The organism is Algibacter sp. (assembly GCF_049667265.1).
GTDB lineage: Bacteria > Bacteroidota > Bacteroidia > Flavobacteriales > Flavobacteriaceae > Algibacter_B.
On the sequence record NZ_JBATHX010000422.1, the window covers coordinates 1 to 16,086 of the forward strand.

17 protein-coding genes and 2 tRNA genes are annotated in these 16,086 nt (G+C 32.4%); 10 read left to right on the forward strand and 9 right to left on the reverse strand.

Annotated features, from left to right (window positions below):
* The first annotated feature begins 114 nt into the window (after nucleotides 1–114).
* The 4 genes from thrS to rplT all read left to right on the forward strand — a co-directional run bounded on the left by thrS (nucleotide 115) and on the right by rplT (nucleotide 3,399).
* Nucleotides 115–2,049 carry a threonine--tRNA ligase gene (gene thrS / locus WBN21_RS14640; RefSeq protein ID WP_424201555.1) on the forward strand — a complete coding sequence of 645 codons (1,935 nt, stop codon included), beginning with the start codon at nucleotides 115–117 and terminating at the stop codon, nucleotides 2,047–2,049.
* A gap of 39 nt (nucleotides 2,050–2,088) precedes the next feature.
* Entirely contained in the window at nucleotides 2,089–2,634 is a 546-nt protein-coding gene (infC, locus tag WBN21_RS14645) for a translation initiation factor IF-3 (protein WP_424201583.1), read from the forward strand.
* A gap of 122 nt (nucleotides 2,635–2,756) precedes the next feature.
* Complete coding sequence (rpmI, locus tag WBN21_RS14650; protein WP_424201557.1) at nucleotides 2,757–2,954, forward strand: 50S ribosomal protein L35; 198 nt, start codon at nucleotides 2,757–2,759, stop codon at nucleotides 2,952–2,954.
* A gap of 100 nt (nucleotides 2,955–3,054) precedes the next feature.
* Entirely contained in the window at nucleotides 3,055–3,399 is a 345-nt protein-coding gene (gene rplT, locus WBN21_RS14655) for a 50S ribosomal protein L20 (protein WP_042495466.1), read from the forward strand.
* Nucleotides 3,400–3,572: 173 nt separating this feature from the next.
* Here rplT and WBN21_RS14660 read toward each other — a convergent pair whose 3' ends face one another.
* Nucleotides 3,573–3,845 (reverse strand): EF-hand domain-containing protein, encoded by a 273-nt coding sequence (locus tag WBN21_RS14660; protein ID WP_424201560.1) that lies wholly within the window; start codon nucleotides 3,843–3,845, stop codon nucleotides 3,573–3,575.
* A 140-nt stretch (nucleotides 3,846–3,985) separates the two neighbouring features.
* Between WBN21_RS14660 and WBN21_RS14665 the strand changes: the two genes are divergently transcribed.
* Entirely contained in the window at nucleotides 3,986–4,795 is an 810-nt protein-coding gene (locus tag WBN21_RS14665) for an HAD family hydrolase (protein ID WP_424201562.1), read from the forward strand.
* On the opposite strand, the gene WBN21_RS14670 is transcribed toward WBN21_RS14665, so the two are convergent.
* From WBN21_RS14670 to tgt, 6 genes are all read right to left on the reverse strand, one after another.
* Nucleotides 4,796–5,980: an asparagine synthetase B gene (locus WBN21_RS14670; protein ID WP_424201585.1), complete on the reverse strand. Its 1,185-nt coding sequence runs from the start codon at nucleotides 5,978–5,980 to the stop codon at nucleotides 4,796–4,798.
* 196 nt (nucleotides 5,981–6,176) lie between these two features.
* Nucleotides 6,177–7,718 carry a replicative DNA helicase gene (gene dnaB, locus WBN21_RS14675; RefSeq protein WP_424201564.1) on the reverse strand — a complete coding sequence of 514 codons (1,542 nt, stop codon included), beginning with the start codon at nucleotides 7,716–7,718 and terminating at the stop codon, nucleotides 6,177–6,179.
* Nucleotides 7,719–7,885: 167 nt separating this feature from the next.
* Entirely contained in the window at nucleotides 7,886–8,839 is a 954-nt protein-coding gene (locus WBN21_RS14680) for an acetyl-CoA carboxylase carboxyltransferase subunit alpha (RefSeq protein ID WP_424201566.1), read from the reverse strand.
* Between the two features lie 157 nt (nucleotides 8,840–8,996).
* Nucleotides 8,997–9,899, reverse strand: coding sequence for a DMT family transporter (locus tag WBN21_RS14685; protein WP_424201567.1), 903 nt, complete (start codon nucleotides 9,897–9,899; stop codon nucleotides 8,997–8,999).
* Nucleotides 9,886–10,962 (reverse strand): LptF/LptG family permease, encoded by a 1,077-nt coding sequence (locus tag WBN21_RS14690; protein ID WP_424201569.1) that lies wholly within the window; start codon nucleotides 10,960–10,962, stop codon nucleotides 9,886–9,888. The genes WBN21_RS14685 and WBN21_RS14690 overlap by 14 nt, the downstream gene beginning before the upstream one ends.
* An 8-nt stretch (nucleotides 10,963–10,970) precedes the next feature.
* The gene (tgt, locus tag WBN21_RS14695; protein WP_424201571.1) at nucleotides 10,971–12,101 is read right to left on the reverse strand and encodes a tRNA guanosine(34) transglycosylase Tgt; all 1,131 of its coding nucleotides are present in this window, start codon (nucleotides 12,099–12,101) and stop codon (nucleotides 10,971–10,973) included.
* Nucleotides 12,102–12,225: 124 nt separating this feature from the next.
* Here tgt and WBN21_RS14700 point away from each other — a divergent pair, with 124 nt between their 5' ends.
* Nucleotides 12,226–12,810: a porin family protein gene (locus WBN21_RS14700; protein ID WP_424201573.1), complete on the forward strand. Its 585-nt coding sequence runs from the start codon at nucleotides 12,226–12,228 to the stop codon at nucleotides 12,808–12,810.
* 72 nt (nucleotides 12,811–12,882) lie between these two features.
* Here the strand turns inward: WBN21_RS14700 and WBN21_RS14705 are convergent, their stop codons facing one another.
* The gene (locus WBN21_RS14705) at nucleotides 12,883–13,827 is read right to left on the reverse strand and encodes an FKBP-type peptidyl-prolyl cis-trans isomerase (protein WP_424201575.1); all 945 of its coding nucleotides are present in this window, start codon (nucleotides 13,825–13,827) and stop codon (nucleotides 12,883–12,885) included.
* 84 nt (nucleotides 13,828–13,911) lie between these two features.
* Between WBN21_RS14705 and WBN21_RS14710 the strand changes: the two genes are divergently transcribed.
* Nucleotides 13,912–14,289 (forward strand): RNA-binding S4 domain-containing protein, encoded by a 378-nt coding sequence (locus WBN21_RS14710; protein ID WP_424201577.1) that lies wholly within the window; start codon nucleotides 13,912–13,914, stop codon nucleotides 14,287–14,289.
* A gap of 111 nt (nucleotides 14,290–14,400) precedes the next feature.
* Nucleotides 14,401–14,904 (forward strand): phosphoribosyltransferase domain-containing protein, encoded by a 504-nt coding sequence (locus WBN21_RS14715; protein WP_424201579.1) that lies wholly within the window; start codon nucleotides 14,401–14,403, stop codon nucleotides 14,902–14,904.
* Between the two features lie 155 nt (nucleotides 14,905–15,059).
* Here the strand turns inward: WBN21_RS14715 and WBN21_RS14720 are convergent, their stop codons facing one another.
* Nucleotides 15,060–15,581, reverse strand: a complete 522-nt coding sequence (locus WBN21_RS14720) for a shikimate kinase (RefSeq protein ID WP_424201581.1) — start codon at nucleotides 15,579–15,581, stop codon at nucleotides 15,060–15,062.
* Nucleotides 15,582–15,722: 141 nt separating this feature from the next.
* On the opposite strand from WBN21_RS14720, the gene WBN21_RS14725 reads away from it, so the two are divergent.
* Together WBN21_RS14725 and WBN21_RS14730 are read left to right on the forward strand one after the other, a co-directional pair.
* A tRNA-Lys gene (locus WBN21_RS14725) sits at nucleotides 15,723–15,795 on the forward strand.
* A 57-nt stretch (nucleotides 15,796–15,852) separates the two neighbouring features.
* Nucleotides 15,853–15,938: transfer RNA gene (locus WBN21_RS14730), tRNA-Leu, on the forward strand.
* Nucleotides 15,939–16,086: the final 148 nt, after the last annotated feature.

Sequence of the window (16,086 nt, forward strand, 5' to 3'; positions counted from 1 at the left end):
GCCCGACCCCTGAGGGTAACGCCCAAATTAAAAAATTATACCTATATATATATAGTGTTGGTTTGTTTATACTTTTGAACTCATTATCTTTGCAGCCGAATTTCAATTTTATTTATGATACATATTACTTTACCTGATGGTAGTGTGAAAACGTTTGACGAGGGCGTTACACCAATGGATGTTGCGATAAGCATTAGTGAGGGATTTGCTAGAAATGTTATTTCGGCGAGTTTTAATGGTACAACTGTTGAAACGGTTACGCCTTTAACCACAGATGGTTCGTTGGTTTTATACACCTGGAAAGAAGATGCTGGTAAAACGGCTTTTTGGCATAGTAGTGCGCACGTTTTGGCTCAGGCTATTGAGGAATTGTACCCTAGCGCGAAACTGACTATTGGACCTGCGATTGAGAACGGGTTTTATTATGATGTAGATTTTGGTGAACATACCATAAATGAAAAGGATTTTAAGGCTATTGAAACTAAAATGCTGGAGATTGCACGTGGGAAACATGACTTTAGTTTAAGAGCGGTTTCTAAGGCAGATGCTTTATCATTATATAAGGACAATGCTTTTAAAACGGAATTGATTGAGAATTTAGAGGATGGTACGATTACTTTTTGTGACCATTCAACCTTTACTGACTTATGTCGTGGTGGACACATACCAAATACGGGGATTATAAAAGCCGTTAAGATATTAAGTGTTGCTGGTGCTTATTGGCGTGGTGATGAGAATAAACCTCAGTTAACGCGTGTTTATGGGATTTCGTTCCCTAAGCAAAAGGAGTTAACTGAATATTTAGAAATGCTTGAGGAAGCTAAAAAGCGCGACCATAGAAAGCTTGGTAAAGAGTTAGAGCTTTTTACGTTTTCGCAAAAAGTGGGTGCTGGTTTGCCTTTATGGTTACCAAAAGGTGCTGCTTTACGTGAACGCTTAGAGAATTTTTTGAAAGCTGCGCAGAAAAAAGCGGGTTATGAAATGGTGGTTACGCCACATATTGGACAGAAGGAACTTTATGTAACTTCTGGACATTATGCTAAATATGGTGAAGATAGTTTTCAGCCAATACTCACACCTAAAGAGGATGAAGAGTTTTTATTAAAACCTATGAACTGCCCACACCATTGTGAAATTTACAATAGTAGCCAATGGAGTTATAAGGATTTGCCGAAACGTTATGCTGAATTTGGAACAGTTTACAGATATGAACAAAGTGGTGAATTGCATGGTTTAACTCGGGTTCGTGGTTTTACTCAGGATGATGCACACTTGTTTTGTATGCCAGAACAATTGGATAAAGAGTTTAAGGATGTTATTGATTTGGTGCTTTATGTGTTTGGATCGTTAGGTTTTGAAAACTTTACGGCTCAGGTTTCAGTAAGGGATCCGAAAAATCCAGACAAATATATAGGCGATGTTGCCAATTGGGAAAAAGCGGAGCAAGCAATTATAAATGCCGCGACTGATAAAGGATTAGATTTTGTTATTGAAGAAGGCGAAGCTGCTTTTTATGGCCCGAAGTTGGATTTCATGGTGAAGGATGCTTTAGGAAGACGCTGGCAATTAGGAACTATTCAGGTAGATTACAACTTGCCTGAGCGTTTCGATTTGACCTATAAAGGGAGTGATAATGAGTCGCATAGACCTGTTATGATTCACCGTGCACCCTTTGGAAGTATGGAGCGTTTTATAGCACTATTGTTAGAACATACAGGTGGTAATTTCCCGCTTTGGTTGATGCCAACACAGGCTATTATATTATCAATTAGTGAGAAATATGAAAAATACTCTGAAAAAGTTTTAAATTTGCTAGAAAATGACGAAATTCGCGCCCTTGTAGACCATAGAAGTGAGACTATAGGGAAGAAAATTCGGGAGGCCGAAATGCAGAAACACCCGTATATGATTATCATTGGCGAGCAAGAAGAGCAAGAAGGTAAAATAACTGTGCGACAACACGGTGGCGCAGATTTAGGCATGATTTCTGTAGAAGCTTTCTCTGAAATAATAAAAGAAGACATTAAAAAAACGTTGAAATCGTTTTAAAACATAAAAAAAATAAGTTTAATTTAAAACCATAAAGCCATAGCAATTAGAAGAAGACAGCAACCTAGAAGGGTTTCACAAGAGGATAAACATAAGATTAACTCTAAAATTACAGCACAACAACTACGTCTTGTAGGAGATAATGTAGAAATTGGTATTTATACCAAAGGTGATGCTATGCGAATAGCAAACGAACAAGAGTTAGATTTAGTAGAGATTTCTCCTAATGCTGATCCACCTGTTTGTAAGATTATGGATTATAAGAAGTTTCTTTACGAACAGAAGAAACGGGATAAGGCTTTAAAGTCTAAGGCGACTAAGGTTATTATTAAAGAGATTCGTTTTGGTCCTCAAACTGATGATCATGATTACGAATTTAAAAAGAAACATGCTGAGAAGTTTTTAAAAGAAGGTGCTAAGCTAAAAGCTTTTGTATTCTTTAAAGGACGATCAATTATATTTAAGGAACAGGGACAAATTTTATTATTAAAATTAGCTCAAGACCTTGAGGAGTTTGGCAAAGTTGAGCAAATGCCTCGATTAGAAGGTAAGCGAATGACGATGTTTATTGCTCCAAAGAAATAAGAAAAAATTTCTAAAAGGGTCTTTGATAATTTTCAAAGAAAATTTTATAAATAATGATATGATGCTGAAACAGGTTCAGCACTAAAGTAATTAAGCGAAATAATTTAAACTAGGAAAAGAAAATGCCTAAAATGAAAACAAAATCTAGTGCCAAAAAGCGTTTCAAGCTTACAGGTACTGGTAAGATTAAAAGAAAGCACGCTTTTAAGAGTCACATCTTAACAAAGAAGTCTAAAAAGCGTAAGCTTAAGTTAACTCATGATGGTTTAGTAGATAAAGCAGATGAGAATAACATTAAAACCATGTTACGATTAAAGTAACATGCGTTTTAATCGGTTAAAACAATTTATAAACCCTGGAGTTAGGCTCATTTAAAAGTGTCAATTAATTGACCGCCTACTACAAAACACATTTAAAATTATGCCAAGATCAGTAAATTCTGTGGCCAAAAGAGCCAGAAGAAAAAAGGTGCTAAAACAAGCAAAAGGTTACTTTGGAAGACGTAAAAACGTTTGGACAGTAGCAAAAAATGCGGTTGACAAAGCGATGCAATACTCGTATAGAGACCGTAGAAACAAAAAGAGAACATTCCGTGCATTATGGATTACGCGAATTAACGCTGGAGCCAGATTACATGGTTTATCTTATTCTCAATTTATGGGAAAATTAAAAGCTAATGATATAGAATTAAACCGTAAGGTTTTAGCAGATTTAGCTATGAATAACCCTGAGGCCTTTAAAGCCGTAATAGAGAAAGTAAAATAAGGCGCTTAGCCTATTGTAAAACATATTATTCGCTTAATAAAAAATCCGATTCGAAAGAGTCGGATTTTTTTTTAAATTTTTTATTCGGTAGGAGATTCAATCAAAAAAAGGAACAACTTAAAATGCTAATAGACAGGTTTTTAAATACTTTTAATTTGAACTATTGAAATTGACTAACCTTTATTAATCTCTTTAACTGCGGTTTTAAACTCTTTCCAATTAATGTAACCATCCCCATCCTTATCATAGCCTTCAATTAGTTTTGATGACACAATACCACGGATAAAGCCACTTATTTCTGCTTGTTTTAATAATTCAACTATTTCTGTTTTTGATAATTTTCCGTCGCCACTCTTATCAAAAAAGTCAAATGCGTCCTCTGGAGTTTTAAAATGGTTTGTGATTATAATTTGGATTTTTCTAAGAATTGATTTCTTGGATGCCATATAGTATATAAGTTATTTTAATAAATTTAATAAAAAAAATCTATTTATTGACCCTACTCCAAACATTTTCTTGATAACCCAAATAACAATTTAGTTTAAATAAACATTAAATTGCACGCATTCAATTTAAGACTAACTAAATGGATTTATCAAAAATAAAACTGGTTGTAACTGATATGGATGGCACCTTATTAAACTCTAACCATAAAGTAAGTAAGCGTTTTTTCCAAATATTTAAAAGTTTAAAAAAACACAATATTATTTTTGCCGCTGCAAGTGGCAGGCCCTATTATAGTATTTTAGAAAAGTTAGAACCTATAAAAGACGATATTTATTTTGTTGCGGAAAACGGAGGTCTTATCATAAAAAATGAAAACGTATTATTTAATTCAACAATCAATAAATTAAGTTTACAAAAGATAATAGAGGTATTTAAAGCTTTGGATCGTATTGATGTGGTTTTCTGCACGCAAAAAAAAGCATATATCCAGTCTCAAGACTTTAATTTAATCCAGATAATTTCAGAATTTTATCCTAATTACTCGATCATTAAAAGTTATAAAGAAATTGAAGAGGACATTATAAAAATTGCCCTTTACCATAATGAAAATTCAGAAACATTTTTATTTCATCATTTTAAAGATTTGGGGTCTAATTTTGATATTAAAGTTTCGGGAAAACATTGGTTAGATATATCAGAAAATATGATTAACAAGGGTTTCGCAATTAAGAAACTTCAAAATGACCATAATATTTTATGGGATGAAACTTTAACTTTTGGCGATTACAACAATGACTTAAGTATGCTAGAGCAATCTATGTATAGCTTCGCCATGGAAAACGCACATAATAATGTAAAGGAAATAGCCAATTATGCCACAAAAAGTAATGATGAATTTGGTGTAGAAATAATTTTAGAGAAACTAATTGAAGCTAAAGAAGCCTTATAATTATGTTTTTTGTTTCTTTTTCCTAGCTGCCGGAAATAATACATTATTTAATATTAACCTATACCCTGGTGATGTTGGGTGCAATTCAAGTTCTGTTTTTGCATCACCTACTCTATGCTGATAATCTTCTGGATCATGACCGCCATAAAATGTAAAAAAGCCTTTTCCTTTTATACCATGAATATATTTTGCTTCACCATTAATTTTGGTTTCACCCATTACCAAAACATTTGATTTAATTTCATCTAGAGTAAATGATGTTGTTTGTCCCATAAAACCTTTAACCAACGCTGTATGGTTTTGACATAACATAGATGGAATAGGATCCCATTTTGCTGAAAATTCCATTAAAGAAAAATAATCCGTTGTTTTAGGAATCATCCGTTTTCTGGTCATATCAATAGAAGAGAACTCGTAAACCTTTGGGTTTCTCTCTAAAATAAAATCAGTAAATGCAAAGGTTTTATTATAATCAATTTTATTTTGATAACCTGCATCGCTGCCATCACCATCAAACATGGGTTCACAAATATCAATACCCTCAGCAGATAAGGCGATATCAAAACTATCGGTTGCACTACACATGGCAAACATAAAGCCACCACCAATTACATAATCTCTTATTTTTAATGCAACGGCCAACTTTTCTTCTGAAACTTTATTATAACCTAATTTTTGAGCAAGTTCTTCTGCATCCTTTTTCTCTTCAATATACCAAGAAGCGGCTCTATATTGCGCGTAAAACTTACCGTATTGCCCTGTAAAATCTTCATGATGGAGGTGTAACCAATCAAAAAGTAATAAACCATCATTTAAAACTTCTTCATCATAAACTGTTTCATATGGGATTTCGGCATATTTCAAAACCATAGTAACAGCATCATCCCAAGGCTGCTTTCCTTTAGGTGTATAAACGGCAATTTTAGGAGCTTTTTCTAAAACTACGGCTTCCATATTCTGGCTTGGACTAGCGATATCTTCTAAAATACTTTCGGCTTTTTCATTCGAAATAATTTCGAACGACACCCCTCTAATTTGGCATTCTCGTTGAATGTCCTCAGTATCTGGCAATAAAAAAGATCCTCCTTTGTAGTTGAGTAACCATTTTACTTTTAGATTTTTATTAAGTGTCCAATATGTTATTCCGTAGGCCTTTAAATGATTTTTTTGACTCTCTACATCCATAGGAATTAGAATGTATGATGCGTAAGATTTGAAACAGAAACAAATAAAAAGTAATAAGGTAAATATCTTTTTCAAAATGGGATTAAACTTTATGAGATTCATAGCCTTTTCTTTTTGAAATGACTTAAGCCTTTTAATTATCGGAAAGGTAATTAAAATTTATTTTTAAAAAATGTATTTAACAGGAGTTTAATTCTTAAAATGGCACTTCGTTATCATCGTCATCATTAAACGAGCTACCAAAAGCTTGGTCTGGACTTGCTTTAAAATTATCTGTTTTAAAAGTATCGTCGTTAGCTGCCGCATTCATTTTGGAATGAAACTCAAACGGTGAATCAAAATCATCTAAATTGTCAAACTTACCTAAGTGTCCAATAAACTTTAAACGAATATTTTCCAGACCACCATTACGGTGTTTTGCTATAATAAATTCTGCTTGACCTTCCGTTGGTGAGCGTTCTTCATCATCCCATTCATCAATTTTATAATACTCTGGTCTAAAGATAAAACTAACAATATCCGCATCTTGCTCAATAGCTCCAGATTCACGTAAGTCTGATAATAAAGGGCGTTTACTTCCTCCCCTAGTTTCAACTGCACGCGACAACTGCGATAAAGCAATTACTGGTATATTTAATTCTTTTGCTAATGCCTTTAAGTTTCTAGAAATCATTGATATTTCTTGTTCACGATTTCCGCCATGATTACTACCACCAGTCATCAATTGTAAGTAATCAATCATGATGAGTTTTATGCCGTGTTGAGATGACAAACGACGTGCCTTTGCCCGTAAATCGAATATAGAAAGTGATGGTGTATCATCAATAAATAACGGCGCTTTCTCTAAACCTTTAACTTTTACGTTAAGCTGTTCCCACTCATGTTTCTCAAGTTTTCCAGTTCTTAATTTTTCAGAAGACAAACCTGTTTCACTTGAAATTAAACGTGTTATTAATTGTACAGAAGCCATTTCTAAAGAGAAAAAAGCAACAGGTATATTTTGATCTACAGCAATATTTCTAGCCATAGATAACGTTAACGCTGTTTTACCCATACCAGGTCGCGCAGCAATAATAATTAAATCTGATGGTTGCCACCCCGAAGTTAATTTGTCTAACTTATTAAAGCCCGTTGGAATTCCACTCAGCCCCTCTTTATTAGAGATTTCTTCAATTTTCTTTTTAGCCTGAATTACTAAATCTTGAGCGGTTTCACTCGATTTTTTAATATTTCCTTGGGTAACTTCGTATAATTTTGATTCTGCTTTATCTAATAAATCGAAAACATCTTTGGTTTCATCATAAGAGTCTTCAATTATCTCACTTGAAATTTTAATTAAACTACGTTGAATAAATTTCTGAAGAATAATACGGGCATGAAACTCAATATGTGCCGAAGAAGACACTTTCTGGGTTAAAGAAATAAGATAAAAATCGCCTCCTGCTAATTCTAGTTTTGAATTTTTCTTTAATTGCGTGGAAACGGTTAATAAGTCGACTGGCTCACTATTTTCGAATAATTGAAAAATAGCTTCAAATATATGCTGATGAGCTTCTTTATAAAAAGCATCAGAACTTAAAATGTCAATAACTTCATCGACACCTTTTTTATCAATCATCATCGCTCCAAGAACAACTTCCTCTAAATCAAGCGCTTGAGGCGGTATTTTGCCTTTTTCAAGGTTGATAATTGTACTTTTATCAACTTTATAGCCTTGTAAATGATTGGGTTGTTTCATAACTACAAAAGTAACTAAAAAGTAGGTTGTTTAATGATTTAATAGTTATTCTATGTTAACCATTCGTTAACAATTTAACTGTTAATAAGTTAAAAATATTGTGAATAAGCATAAAAAAGCCGAAGTAATTTACTTCAGCTTTTTTATAAGTAGTTGTTTTAAAAGCCTTAATCTTTATAAACACCCATTTGTGCATATTTATCCATACGTTGAGAAACTAAATCTTTTGGTGATAAGTTTTTAAGCTCCTCATAATTTTTTACAATGGCATCGCTTACAGATTTAAACGTTTTTTCTCTATCTCTGTGAGCTCCACCAAGTGGTTCCTTTATAACGCCATCAACTAGTTTAAGTTTTTTCATATCTGAAGAGGTTAACTTTAAAGCCTCAGCTGCTTGTTCTTTAAATTCCCAGCTACGCCATAAAATAGACGAACATGATTCAGGTGAAATAACAGAATACCAAGTATTTTCGAGCATCAAAACTCTATCTCCAACCCCGATTCCTAAGGCTCCTCCAGAGGCGCCTTCACCAATTATAATCGCAATAATTGGTACTTTTAAACGAGTCATTTCTATTAAATTTCTAGCAATGGCCTCACCTTGTCCGCGTTCTTCAGCCTCCAAACCAGGATACGCACCAGGCGTATCTATAAGTGTTACCACAGGGATTCCAAATTTTTCAGCAGATTTCATTAAGCGCAATGCTTTTCTATAGCCTTCAGGGTTTGCCATCCCAAAGTTTCTGTATTGTCTCGTTTTTGTATTAAATCCTTTTTGTTGACCAATAAACATAAAGCTTTGGTCACCAATTTTACCCAAACCACCAATCATAGCTTTATCATCCTTAAAGTTTCTATCACCGTGCAATTCTAAAAACGTTTTACCACAAATGGCTTTGATATGATCTAAAGTATATGGTCTTTCTGGATGACGTGAAAGCTGTACTCGCTGCCACGGTGTAATATTTTTATATATTTCTTTTTGGGTAGCTGCTAACTTTTTTTCAATTTGCTTGCAGGTTTCAGATACATCAACATCGCTTTCATCTCCAATTACTTTGCATTTTTGTAATTGGTCTTCGAGTTCTTTAATTGGGAGTTCAAATTCTAAATATTCCATAAGAATTTTTGTTTTGGCTATTATTTTTGGTTAGTACACAAAATTACATATTTTATTTTGTTTTAAAATTAGAATCAAAACGAAATAAAATTTTAATTTCTAGAAATCTGGATTATCTAATTATATGATTTTAGTAAATATAAAACTTTAATTTTGTTTAAGGTAATGATGACTTTATTTTTAGTTTTTTGCTGTTTTTTAATAAGCCATTTAAAAGTACTACGCTAATAATAATTAAGGCGCCATAATAAAAGGAAGGACTCATTTTTTCCTTTTCAGGAAACAATAGTATTGCCATTATAATTCCATATACTGGTTCTAAATTATAGGTTAAAACGACTGTGTAAGGACTGATGGTTTTCATAATATATACGGATGCAATAAATGCATATGCTGTACAGATTGAAGCCAATATAAATAAATACCAAAAATCTGATTGGCTTAAATTGAAAAAATCCTTCGAAAACCCTTCTTCAAAAACCAGGATATAAATGGATATGAAAAACACACCACTTAAAAATTCATAAAATGAAATGGTTGTTGCCGTATGTTTCTTTAAAAAACTACCATTAAGTACGGCAAATAATGATGATAAAAAGGCAGATGAAATTCCCAAAATAATGCCGTTTAAATATTTTATTTCACTTTGAGTAATAATTACAACACCTAGTATTACAATAAAACCAAACAAAATTTCATACCAAATAATTTTTCGTTTGTAAATAATAGGTTCAATAAATGACGCAAAAAATGCACCTGTAGAAAACATTGCCAATGCTATGGATATGTTGGCCTCATCTATAGCTCCGAAAAAAGTAATCCAATGCAGGGCTATAATAATTCCAGCAACAGATAATCTTACAATTGATTTAAAGTTAATTTTTAATTTAACCTTGGCTATTTTTATATATCCAAACATTAAAATTGTGGCAATAACCATCCTAAACCAAACAAGTGGAACTGCCTTTATGGAAATAAGCTCCCCTAAAATAGCCGTAAAGCCAGCTATAAAAACCAGAAAATGAAGATGGAAATAATTTTTGACTTTATCGTTTAGCATTGTACAGCATGTAGGCTGCTAAAATACCAAAAATGATATTAGGAAACCACACGGCAATTATAGGATTAAAATCAGACTGCTCGGCCATAACGCCAAATATTTTATCGAAAAACACAAATATCATAGCAATACAAATACCTATTGCTAAATTAACACCCATTCCGCCACGCCTTTTTTTAGAAGATACAGCTACAGCAATAATCGTTAAAATAAACACAGATACTGGCAAACTCCATTTCCTGTATAATACCAATTTAAAACGCCCCACATTTGATGATCCTCTTGCCTCCTCTTTTGCAATAAACTCTTTTAAATCGCCATACATTTTAGTTTCCGCAGCATAAATAACAGGGATTAAATCGTCAACATCAAACGAAAGTAAGGTGTCTTTTTTTCTCAAAATTTCGAGCTGATCTTCATTCTCTCCAATATCTCTTTTTACATAATTTATCAACCTATAAACGGAATCCTTTGGTATATATCTAATACTTGATGCAGAGATTTTAAATTTAAGTTTGTTATCTTCAAAATGCTCTAAAGTGAAGTTATTCCCAACATTATTGGCAACATCAAAATTACTAACATAAATAATTTCGTTGTCATTTATTTGCCTAAAAACATTTGTGTTTTCTACAGCACTTCTGCTTTTATGAAGGTATTTATAAGAAAAATTATTAAAACCTTCACTTGCCTTTGGTGCAAGAAATAAGCCTAGAATAATTGCTAAAAAAGCTACTATAGTAGCGCCAATCATATAAGGCCTTAAAAAACGTGTAAATGAAACTCCCGAACTTAAAAAAGCAATAACCTCGGTATTATTGGCAAGTTTTGAGGTAAACCAAATTACGGATAAGAATAAAAACAGCGGAAAAAGTAAATGAGCGAAATAAATTGTGAAATCTAAAAAATAATAAAGCACCTCATTTATTGGCACTTCATTTTCAAGAATTTTACCAATTTTTTCAGCAAGATGAACTGTTATTCCAATTGGAATAAACAAAAGCAACATCATGAAAAATGTAAACAGATAACGTTTTAATATGTACCAATCTAATATCTTCATTAATATGCCTACAAACGATTATTCATTTGTTTTACCATTTGGTCTTTCCAAATTCTAAAATCTCCTGCTAATATATGTTTTCTTGCTTCGCGAACCAACCACAAATAAAAACCAAGATTATGAATAGTCGCTATTTGCTTGCCTAACAACTCGTTCACGGTAAATAAATGTCTTAAATAAGCTTTGCTATATTCCGTATCTACAAATGTAATTGCCATCTCATCAACTGGTGAAAAATCATCAGCCCATTTTAAGTTTTTAATATTTATACTTCCGAATGCTGTAAACAACATACCGTTTCTTGCATTTCGAGTTGGCATCACACAATCAAACATATCTACTCCTAACGCAATATTTTCTAATATATTGATTGGTGTACCCACACCCATTAAATATCTTGGTTTATCTTCTGGCAAAATAGAACAAACCACATCGGTCATGGCATACATTTCTTCAGCAGGTTCTCCTACTGAAAGTCCTCCAATGGCATTCCCTACGGCACCTGCATTGGCTATATATTCGGCTGATTGTTTACGCAAATCAGTATAAGTACTTCCTTGAACTATTGGAAAAAAAGCTTGATTATAATCGTATTTTAAAGGTGTTTTATCTAAATGATTAATACATCTATCCAACCAACGATGCGTCATGTGCATAGATCGTTTTGCATAGTTATAATCGCATGGATATGGTGTACACTCATCAAAAGCCATAATAATATCAGCACCTATTGTGCGCTGAATTTCCATAACATTTTCTGGAGTAAAGGTATGGTAGCTTCCGTCAATATGTGATTTAAATTTCACACCTTCTTCTTTAATTTTCCTATTGGCAGATAAAGAATAAACTTGGTAGCCACCAGAATCGGTTAAAATATTTCTATCCCAATTCATGAATTTATGAAGCCCACCTGCTTTTTCGATTATGTTGGTTTGCGGTCGTAAATACAAATGATAAGTATTTCCTAAAATAACATCTGGATTTATTTCGTCTTTCAACTCACGCTGATGTACTCCTTTTACTGTAGCCACAGTACCTACTGGCATAAAAATTGGTGTTTCAATGACACCATGATCTGTAGTGATTTTTCCTGCTCTAGCTTTACTTTGAGCATCTTTTGCTAGTAATTCAAATTTCATTATTAACCAGTATAAGCGGCAAAGATAAATAACTGAAAAATGAAAATGATTGTTATGAAAAGAAAATAAATTACTTTTGGCAACGTTTTTGATACTGTTAATGAAATCTAAAAAAACGAACATTATGAGACATTTATTTTTTATTTTAATGATTGCGGTAGCTATTCCCATGGCTATAACAGCACAGACACAACAAGGAATTGGCCTAAAAGGAGGATTAAATTACAATGCTAATGGGGATTATTTTGAATCGATTAACGACAATTATAAGCATCCCGATAGAAATGTAGGTTATCACTTTGGGCTTTTTGGAAAGATTGGAAATCAAATTTATTTTAGACCAGAAATAATTTATACCAGCACAAAAAGTGATTATGATGATGATACTTTTGAAATGCAAAAACTAGATGCACCACTTTTAGTTGGTGTAAAAATTTTAGGCCCAATCAGTGTCTTTGGAGGCCCTTCATTACAATACATTTTAGATTCTGAATTTGATGGTATTGCTATTAATAACGTTGAGGAAGACTTTTCAGTTGGATTGAATTTCGGTATTGGGTTAAGCTTAAAGAAACTTGGAATTGATTTAAGGTATGAACGCGGTTTTAGCGATAACGAAGCTACGTTTATAGGAAACAATGGTATTAACGTTGATAGACTTGACACCAGACCTGATCAATTAATTTTAAGTTTATCGCTATTATTGTAATTTCAAATAATTAGATGAAAACAAAAAACCTCGCAATAGCGAGGTTTTTTTATATTTAAAGAAAGGATTTTTTTAATCTTTAGATGTCGTTTCTTCTGGATCTAAATAATTTGGAATTCCATTTGCTCCTATATCATTTGTAGGATCGCCATCGCCATTTAAATCTTCATTTATAGTAAGTACGCCATCGCCATCATCATCTGAATCTAAATAATCAGCAATGCCATCACCATCTGTATCATCATCAGTTTCATCTGTTAAATCGTCATAATTTACAGTAAACTCACCATCTCCATTTAAATCTTCTAAATAAGATGGTACACCATCACTGTCATGGTCATTCTGAAACATTTGCAAAACATCGAACTTAAAAATTAAAGGTGAATATGCAGGAATATCAGTTTGAACGGCAGAAAAATAGGATAACCCTGAGGGTAAAAACATGACTCCAGACCCGTGATTAAAATAATCAACAGTCCCATCATCAGCTAAAACAAAACTAGCAGACACATTAAACGAGGGTAAAACTTCCTTCCATCCAAAAATAAGTGTTGCCAAGTCAAGATCGGACGGGCTTACTCTACTATCAAAAACATTTCCATCTAAAGTATATCCTTCGTAAATCACTCGAACAGTATCTGCAATTGTTGGAGATTCATCACCGCCTCCTTGATTTAATCTTAATATATAATATGCATAATCGGCATCTTCATAAAACGTATTATGAGTTTCTATATTATCTTTTAATAATGTATGACCAGCAGGAACAGATTCCCCATCAAGCAGTTCGGTAATTTCCAAATCAGAAATACTTGGGTTTGGATTATCTATATAAATATCAGAATTATAATAATGTGTTTCTAAATAATCTAATAATAAATCATTATCAATTACTTGTTGTTCTGTTCTGTCGTTTATTTCAACTACAATTATTTCAGCTTCATCATCATCTTTTTTACATGATGCTAAAACTAAGACTAAACCTAATATTAAAAAACCTATTTTTCTTGAACTCATTATTCCGTATTTTTGAGGCTGCAAGATACAATTTTAATGTATTCTTGCGCAACAACATTAACGTAGTTTTACAATAAAAAATGTATGCGTATAGATAAGTATTTATGGTGTATTAGGTATTACAAAACAAGAACGCTAGCTACAACTGCTTGCAAAAAAGGCCATGTTAGAGTCAATGAAGATGTAGTAAAACCAAGCAGAGAGGTGTATCCGCAAGACATTATTCAAATAAGAAAGGACCAAATAAATTATAAATTAAAAGTAAGCGATATTCCTGAAAGCAGAGTTGGTGCTAAACTTGTTGATATTTACAGGGTAGATACCACACCAAAAGAGCAATTTGAAGCCAAGGAACTATTAAAATATTCGAAGGATTACTACCGAAAAAAAGGAACAGGACGGCCTACTAAAAAAGATAGGCGAGATATTGATGATTATGCTGATGAAGCATCGTTAGATTAAATCTCGTAATTTTTAAATTCTAAATAAGATGTTCTATTTAACCTTTTGAAAAAAAATAAAAATAACCAGATAAAATGAGTAATTTTATACCATAATTTACAAACACATTGTATGACTGTTAAGACTAATATTATCCTTAATCATAACGAAATTAATCATAAAATAAGACGCATTGCTTTTCAAATTTATGAAAGTAATGTTAACGAAAAAGAAGTGATTCTTGCCGGTATTGATAAGAATGGTTATGTGTTTGCAAAAAAACTAAAAACGGTACTTCAAAAAATATCAGACATTAATCCTGTGCTATGCAAAGTAAGTATAGATAAAAAAAATCCGTGGCAAGAAATAAAAACCTCGATTCCTGCGGAACAATACAAAAACAAATCTATTGTACTTGTTGATGATGTTCTAAACTCTGGAACAACATTAATTTATGGTGTAAAACATTTTTTAAATGTGCCTTTAAAACAATTTAAAACCGCGGTATTGGTTAATAGAAATCATAAAAAATACCCTGTAAAAGCAGATTTTAAGGGCATTTCTTTATCTACTTCTTTAAATGAACATATAGATGTTATTTTAGAAGGTAAAGAATTCACAGCTGTTTTAGAATAGTTCCTAAGCTACACTATATCTTTTTTGAAATAACTGCAAAAAAAAAACACCTTTTTCCTTTCTACTTCATAATAAAAATGAAACGTAACTTCGGCTATGCTTAATTTTTCTTTTTTGTACAAAGAAAAAAATTACAATTTTATTTTACAATGATTTCAAAAAAGTGATAATATTATATCTTCAACAACATCATCTTTCGTTTTTTTATCAATGGATACTTTTATTTCGGCTTGATTATAATATTGTGAGCGTTCAAATAAATGTTTTCCAATAAACTCGGTCATTTCTTCAATGGTTTCAATATGCGCTATTAAGGGTCGCTTTGCCTTTTTAAGCAATAATTTATTTGCCAAAGTTGGCAATGAAGCTTTTAAATATATACACTTAACATTTTTTGCAGCAAGAATAATATCCATATTTCCGCTATAACATGGCGTTCCTCCTCCAACTGACAAAATGGTGTTTTTTTCAGAATTTAATAAGGCCTTTAAATAAAGAGCTTCTTGCTTTCTAAAATAGATTTCTCCTTTAGTTTTAAAAATCTTACTAACAGATAAATTTTCTTTATCTTCAATAAAATCATCTAAATCAAGAAAACTATAGTTCAATTTTTCTGCTAATTTCTTTCCAATTGACGTCTTTCCAGATGCCATATACCCTATTAAAACAATGATCATTTTCTCGCTATAAATTGATTATTAAAAACATACGTATTTGAACCACAAAAAAACAAAAATTTCTTCAAAAAAAGTATTGTTTTATTAATTAAACATTTTATATTTGCACCCGCTAACAGCAATACGTTAGTTTGGAATAATGACCTGGTAGCTCAGTTGGTAGAGCATCTCCCTTTTAAGGAGAGGGTCCTGGGTTCGAGCCCCAGCCCGGTCACAAAAAAAAGTTAAGCTTTATTGCTTAACTTTTTTTATTTTTACTTATCTCATTAATGCGCACGTGGCGGAATTGGTAGACGCGCTGGCTTGAGGGGCCAGTATCCGTTTTAGGATGTGGAAGTTCGAATCTTCTCGTGCGCACTTTTTTTTATATCAGCTTCAGCTACCTAAAGCAACTGATTATAAAAATTCACATATTGAGAGTTGTTTGGATACAATTCTATTAACCTCGAGACTACATTCTTTGCTTTGTCAATTTGATGATTTTTTTGATAGATATAGGCTAGTA